The organism is Collinsella aerofaciens, from assembly GCF_015552075.1.
Classification (GTDB): Bacteria; Actinomycetota; Coriobacteriia; order Coriobacteriales; family Coriobacteriaceae; genus Collinsella; species Collinsella aerofaciens_Y.
Genome location: NZ_JADNDZ010000049.1, coordinates 1 through 1,271, shown reverse-complemented (window position 1 = coordinate 1,271; position 1,271 = coordinate 1). Strand labels below are relative to the sequence as shown.

The 1,271-nt window shown below is 73.3% G+C and carries 1 protein-coding gene; it reads right to left on the bottom strand.

The features are described 5' to 3' along the window. Nucleotides 1-121: 121 nt before the first annotated feature. Nucleotides 122-1,271, bottom strand: a 1,150-nt coding sequence (locus I2D41_RS02940; RefSeq protein WP_195363489.1) for an IS30 family transposase, incomplete at its 5' end; no start/stop codon positions are given.

Genomic DNA, 1,271 nt, shown 5'->3' with positions numbered 1-1,271 from the left:
AGTTGAAGGAACGGTGGAGATGTGTTTCGATGGGTCCGGTGGCCATGCTCCGCCCTCCGCCCGGCACCTCTTTCCAGACTCAGCCGGACGGTCGGTCAGTCTATTCCGTTTTGCCTTCAGGCTAGGCCAGCGGGGCATCGCCCCTCTCTGCGCGCGCCCTCTCGATGAGTCCCGGCGTCAGGTCGAGCTCGGCCAGAGGCACATCCTCCACGCCGTAGGCGTCAAGCAGCGCCGCCGCATCGTCCCCGAGCATCGCCCTGAAGGCGCGCGCGGGCGTCGAGAAGCCGAGCGCGCCGCGGGGCTCGGAGTTCACGTGCGACATGGCGAGCGCCATGTCGGCCGGGGATAGCCGGTCGAACCTGAGCCCGGCGCCCTTGGGCAGCAGCTTCCTGATCTCGACGTGGTTGCGCTCGCAGGCGCCCTTCTGGTCGCTGCGGCGCGGGTCGCAGTAGAACAGCCTCGTCTCGCCGGGCCCCTCGCCGAGGAGCGCGGCGATCGCGCCCTCGTCGGAGAACTCGGCGCCGTTGTCGGTGAGCACGGCGCGGAACACGCGGCGCGTCCCGTCTGCGCCGAGGACCGCCCGGACGCCCTCCAGGGCGGCCGCGACGCACCCGGAGGTCTTCTCCCCGAGCAGGAGCGCCAGCTGGAGCCTGCTGGGGCGGTGGAGCAGCGTGAGCAGGCAGGCCGAGTCCTCCCGGGCGCCCTCGACGGTGTCCATCTCCCAGGCCGCGGCGCACGCGTCCTCCCCGAGGGCGAGGAACGCGGCGTATGACCTGCGGGCGGAGTGGCGCGTGGCCGCCCGGACGGCGGCGCGCCTCCTCGGCCTGTAGCCGACCTTGCGCCTGAGCTCCATGTTGGTCATGCCGTCGTAGCCCGCCGCGACCCAGCGGTAGATGGTCGACGGCGACAGGTCCACCGGCCCTCCGTTGCATGCGGCCATCTGCTCGGGCGAGAGCCCCCGGCGCAGGCAGTCCCTGATGGCCTCCAGCCTCGCCGCCGCGGCCGGCTCGTCGGCGTCGATCCCGCGCCTGGACGAGACGAGCACCGAGTCGGCACACAGCTGCGCGGCGCGGGCCTCGTAGAAGACGTGCGGGCGGCGCTTGCAGCCCATCGCGCGGTAGCGGCCGCACCCGTTGCAGCAGCGCGGCCACGCCGCCAGGCGCGGGCAGGCCGACGACAGGTCGGTGTCGGCGCCCACGCGCTCGCCGCGCCTGGGCTTCGGCGCCGTCACGAACCTGTGCGACGCCACCTCGGCGCTCACCGTCGAGGGC